Origin of the sequence: Pseudomonas sp. (assembly GCF_050739995.1) — a bacterium.
Classification (GTDB): Bacteria; Pseudomonadota; Gammaproteobacteria; order Pseudomonadales; family Pseudomonadaceae; genus Aquipseudomonas.
On record NZ_JBOICG010000423.1, the window covers coordinates 1 to 4,787 of the forward strand.

6 protein-coding genes are annotated in these 4,787 nt (G+C 61.6%); all 6 read left to right on the top strand.

Going from position 1 to position 4,787, the window contains the following annotated elements; translation table 11 throughout:
* The first annotated feature begins 180 nt into the window (after positions 1 to 180).
* Positions 181 to 708 carry a Csu type fimbrial protein gene (locus tag ACRESD_RS14000; protein WP_431751448.1) on the top strand — a complete coding sequence of 176 codons (528 nt, stop codon included), beginning with the start codon at positions 181 to 183 and terminating at the stop codon, positions 706 to 708.
* Positions 702 to 1,244, top strand: a complete 543-nt coding sequence (locus ACRESD_RS14005) for a Csu type fimbrial protein (protein ID WP_431751449.1) — start codon at positions 702 to 704, stop codon at positions 1,242 to 1,244. The genes ACRESD_RS14000 and ACRESD_RS14005 overlap by 7 nt, the downstream gene beginning before the upstream one ends.
* Before the next feature lie 17 nt (positions 1,245 to 1,261).
* On the top strand, positions 1,262 to 1,795 hold the full coding sequence (locus ACRESD_RS14010) for a Csu type fimbrial protein (RefSeq protein ID WP_431751450.1): 534 nt from the start codon (positions 1,262 to 1,264) through the stop codon (positions 1,793 to 1,795).
* 5 nt (positions 1,796 to 1,800) lie between these two features.
* Positions 1,801 to 2,301, top strand: a complete 501-nt coding sequence (locus tag ACRESD_RS14015; RefSeq protein ID WP_431751451.1) for a Csu type fimbrial protein — start codon at positions 1,801 to 1,803, stop codon at positions 2,299 to 2,301.
* Positions 2,302 to 2,327: 26 nt separating this feature from the next.
* Complete coding sequence (locus ACRESD_RS14020) at positions 2,328 to 3,113, top strand: fimbrial biogenesis chaperone (protein WP_431751452.1); 786 nt, start codon at positions 2,328 to 2,330, stop codon at positions 3,111 to 3,113.
* Between the two features lie 41 nt (positions 3,114 to 3,154).
* Positions 3,155 to 4,787, top strand: a 1,633-nt coding sequence (locus tag ACRESD_RS14025) for a fimbria/pilus outer membrane usher protein (RefSeq protein ID WP_431751453.1), incomplete at its 3' end; no start/stop codon positions are given.

Here is a 4,787-nt window from a genome sequence, read left to right on the forward strand (position 1 = left end):
GCTCTGTGTTTCAGTGATCGCTTACTTTAGGGGGGCAGCCGCGTTTTGACCAATAGAGAAGGCGGCGGGCAGTGATCTCAAAAAGGCATGACTCGGAGGTAATGCGGCCCAGACTGGCAGATTCTCTTTAAATGACTAACCTCATACAAGGTTGTCACCCCTGTACAAGGAATTGGGGCCGTGAAGGGACAGGCAGTATTGGCAGTCGTGGGCGCGATGCTTGGCAGTACGGTTTACGGTGCACAGCTCCAAGTGGAGGTGCGCATCGAGGTGCAGCGAGGCTGCCAATTGGTGGGCACCACCCGCAGCGCCGGTATCGAACAGCTGGGCGTGCTGGATTTTGGCCGTGGCGCGCGTCTGGACGACCCGGCCGGCCCTTTGAGTGCGGCCCTGATCAGCCAGCGTCAGCCGCGCCTGGAGTGCAACCCCGATACACCCTACCAAGTGCGCGTGGATGGTGGCTTGCACGGTGGCGTCGGCGAAGTGCGCTATCTCACCACTTCGGCCCCCTTGACCGAACCCATTCCTTATCGCTTGTACGCCGACGCCGCGCGGCATACCCCCTTGGCCGTGAATGAGCCGCTAAGTGGGCGCGTGCCGGATTCCGGCAGCGTCGACTTGCCGCTGTATGGCCGTATCGAACCGCTCAAGGCCATTCCCGCCGTCGGTCGCTATTCCGATCTGCTCAAGGTCACTGTCACATGGTAAGCCGGAGCTGGGCCCTTGTGGCGATGTGCGGCTTGTTGCTGCTGGCGGATGACGCCCAAGCGGCTGTCAGTGGGCAGATTCATGCGCGCCTGGTGATCACCGCCAGTTGCGAAGTGAGTAAAGGCGTGGCGAGTGCCCCGGTCAGCCCCACCGGTGGCACCGCATTGCTCGATTTCGGCAGCCAGGGCCCGACCTGGAGCAACCCTTTGGACGCGGCCGTGACTGACGACGCCAAGGCACCGTTGTCGGTGTCCTGCAACCCGTCGGTGGTCAGCAGTTTTACCGTCACCATTGACGGTGGTGCCCATGGCGATGGCACCACGCGGCGGCTGAGCAACGGCCGCCAGACTATTCCGTATCGGCTGTCGGCTGACCCGCTGGGGCAAAGTGCCTACAGCATCGGCCAACAACGCAATTTCGCTGTGACCAAGGGCGCACAAGTACCGATCCCGGTATTCGGCTCGGTGGTGGCGAATACCAGGGCCTTACCGGCCGGCATCTACACAGACACCCTGACGGTGACTCTGGATTGGTAAACATGAGGATGAACATCATGCACGCACTTGTATCCAAAGCGGTTTTTCCATTAATGGCGCTGGTGTGGGTGTCGGGTGCGCAAGCGGCCACCGTGGCCGGTACGGTCACCGCGACGCTGGTGTTGACCAGCAGTTGCCAAGTCAATGGCGCGGCGGCTACCGGCGGGATGAGTTTCGGTACGTTGAATTTCGGTACGGCCAATAGCCTGTTCACCGAGGCCGACGGTCAAGTGTTGGGCGGTGGCGGCGGGGCATTGTCGATCCTGTGTTCGGCAGGTACTTCCCCCACATTGACGGTGTCTGCCGGTGCCCACGATGGTCAGTCCACCGGTGGTGGGCGTGCGCTGTACGACGGCGTGGCGAACTACGTGCCTTACGACCTCTACACCGACAGTGGTCACTCGAATCTGCTGGCGATCGGTGGGGTGATCAACCTGGCACCCAGTACGGGGGTGGCCCAAGCCGTGAATATCTACGGCAAGGCCAATGGTAAGGCAGGCTTGCCGGCCGGTACGTACACCGACATCGTCAACGTGACCCTGACCTTCTAGGCGTTATGAACCGCGCAGGGTGGGCGGTGTTGGCGGTGTGTATCGGCTGGGGCATGCCGGTGTCGCTGTTGGCGGTGACCAGCCAGTCGTTCCAGGTCAGCGCGACGATCACCCCGGGGTGCCTGGTGGTCGGTGGAGGCTCGAATTACGGCAACTTGGCGTTCGGTACGTATTCAGCCCTGGCGACCAGCACGGCATCCGTCGCGCTCACCAGTGGCGTGACCCTGCAATGTACGCCGGGAGTGGCACTGAGCATGAGTGTCGATGGCGGTTTGCATAACAACAGCGGTCGGCGGATGCAGCTCAATAGCGGCACCGCCCAAGTGGCTTATCAGTTGTTTCGGGACGCGGCCTTCAGCCAGAGCCTGGGGATCAGCCAGAGTGTCAGCGTGACCTACAGCAATGCCAACAACATTACCTTGCCGATTTATGGGCGAGTGCAGTTACCGGGTAATCAGCCTGGGGGGACGTACAGCGACACGTTGCAGGTGCAGCTGTCGTGGTAAGGCGATCGTCAGAAGGAGTGGGATCTATGTATGCAGCTTTCCGGCGAGGGTGGATCGCGGGTGTTATCAGCTTGATGGCAGTGGGGGTTGGGAATGCGCAGGCGGCCAGTTCGGTGTTGATCTGGCCGATTGATCCGGTGCTGGAGGCCGATCAACAGGCCAGCGCGCTGTGGCTGGAGAACCGTGGCACCGAGACTGCCAACCTGCAGATCCGTGTGTTTGCCTGGACCCAGAGTGGCTTTGACGAGCAGTACCAGAACCAGCGCGACGTCATCGGCAGCCCGCCCGTGGCGAAGATCGAGCCGGGGCAGAAGCAACTGGTGCGCCTGACCCGTACCAAAGAGGTGCCACCAGGCCAGGAACTGGCCTACCGCATCATCATCGATGAAATCCCTTCGGCCACGCCCATTGCGACGCCTGCCGATGGCAAGACCGCTGCCGCGATCCGCTTCCAGATGCGTTATTCAGTGCCGCTGTTCGCCTATGGCCCGGGTTTGTGGAGCAAGGTCGACGGCACCCGTGATCGCGACCCCAAGAGTGCAGGCAAGCCGGACTTGAGTTGGAAAAAGGTTACGGTGGGCGGCCGCAACTACATCGAAATGCGCAACCAGGGCGCCGTGCACGCGCGTTTGACCGACGCCACATTCAAACAGGGCGGCCAGCCACGGCCGCTGGTGGAGGGCTTGATGGGCTACGTGTTGCCGGGTGCGACCATGCGCTGGCCAGTGCCGGACGGGTTGCCTGCCGATCAGCCGCTGCAGGTGCGAATCAATGGTGCGACGCAATTGGAGAGCCTCGCGCCGGGGCGGTAGAACAATGCGGTAGGGCATGGAGCAGCCCCTGAAGTTAACGGATGGAGATGTCCATTGATGGACACAAAGCCTTGGTGAGCCAAGATCGGGCTCGATATCTATGGCGAACGGTGTGGGTGGTGGGTGGTCTGTCCGGCCTGGCGCTTGCGCCGCTGGGCATGGCTGCGCCGTTGCCGCCCCCTCCGAGCAGTATGGAGGCTGTTGCCGATGCACAGTTGTTCCTGGAATTGGTGGTCAACCAGCGGGACACCGGTCGCGTGGTCGCCGTCAATCAGCGTGCCGGGAAACTGTTCCTGCCCGCGTCGGTGCTGCAAGAGGTGGGCATGAAACTGCCCGCCGACATCGGCAGCGAAGTCGCGCTGGATAACTTGCCGGGCCTGCACAGCGACTACGACAGCCAGGGCCAGCGTCTAATGCTTACGGTACCGCCCACTTGGCTGCCAGAGCAGTTTATCGGCAATCGCAGCAACTACCCGCGCACGCCCGCGCTGACCAGCTTTGGCGCGTTGCTCAACTACGACGCCTACCTGAACGACACCGATGACGCGGGCACCTACCTCGGCATCTTCAACGAGGTGCGGCTGTTCGACACCTGGGGCACGCTGTCCAACACCGGGCAGTACCGCACCACCATTGGCCGCGAGACCGCTGGTAGCAGCCTGGACAATGGTTATCGGCGGTATGACACCACCTGGCGGTTTTCTGATGATGAACGCCTGCTGACCTACGAGGCAGGGGATGTGATCAGCGGCGCGCTGCCCTGGAGCACGTCGGTGCGCCTGGGCGGGGTGCAGGTGTCGCGGGACTTTGCGGTGCGTCCGGACCTGGTCACCTACCCATTACCGCAGTTCGCCGGAGAGGCCGCGGTGCCATCATCGGTGGACTTGTTTATCAACGGTTATAAATCCAGCAGTGCCGATCTGCAGCCCGGTCCTTATACCTTGACCAACGTGCCGTTTATCAACGGTGCGGGCGAAGCGGTGGTGGTGACCACGGATGCCCTGGGCCGACAGGTGTCGACCACGGTACCGTTCTATGTCACCAGTACGCTGCTGCAACAAGGCCTCTCGGACTTTTCGGTGGCGGCGGGTAATCTGCGACGCGATTACACCGTGCGTGATTTTGGTTATGGCCCAGGACTGGTCAGCGGTACGTTTCGCTATGGGCTGTCTGACGCATTCACCCTGGAAAGCCATGCGGAAGCCTCCAACGACCTGAGCCTGGGTGGGGTGGGTGGCAACCTGCGAATGGGCAACTTCGGTGTGCTCAACACCGCTATCAGCCAAAGCCAGTACGACGGCAGGGCTGGCCAGCAATTGAGCTTGGGTTACCAATACAGCAACCCGTTTTACAGCCTGTCGTACCAACGGGTGGAGCGCCGTGATCAATACGCGGACCTGAGCCTGATCGACACCCCTTACGCGAGCCTCAGCAAGCGTAGTCAGCAAGCAACGTTGAGCCTCAATCTCAGTGATTTCGGCAGCCTGGGTGTCGGCTATTTTGATGTGCAGGCAGCGGATGACTCACGCACGCGCCTGGTAAACCTGACCTGGAGCAAGCCGCTGTGGCGCAACAGCAGTTTTTACCTGTCGGCCAACCATGAAGTCGGCGACAGCTGTTGGGCGGTACAGGCGCAGTTGGTCGTTCCATTCGATGTCTACGGCAGCCTCAGTG

Excerpts from the sequence above, each read along its gene's own strand:
- ACRESD_RS14005 (WP_431751449.1), top strand. The coding sequence starts at position 702 with ATGGTAAGCCGGAGCTGGGCCCTTGTGGCGATGTGCGGCTTGTTGCTG.
- ACRESD_RS14010 (WP_431751450.1), top strand. The coding sequence starts at position 1,262 with ATGCACGCACTTGTATCCAAAGCGGTTTTTCCATTAATGGCGCTGGTG.
- ACRESD_RS14015 (WP_431751451.1), top strand. The coding sequence starts at position 1,801 with ATGAACCGCGCAGGGTGGGCGGTGTTGGCGGTGTGTATCGGCTGGGGC.
- ACRESD_RS14020 (WP_431751452.1), top strand. The coding sequence starts at position 2,328 with ATGTATGCAGCTTTCCGGCGAGGGTGGATCGCGGGTGTTATCAGCTTG.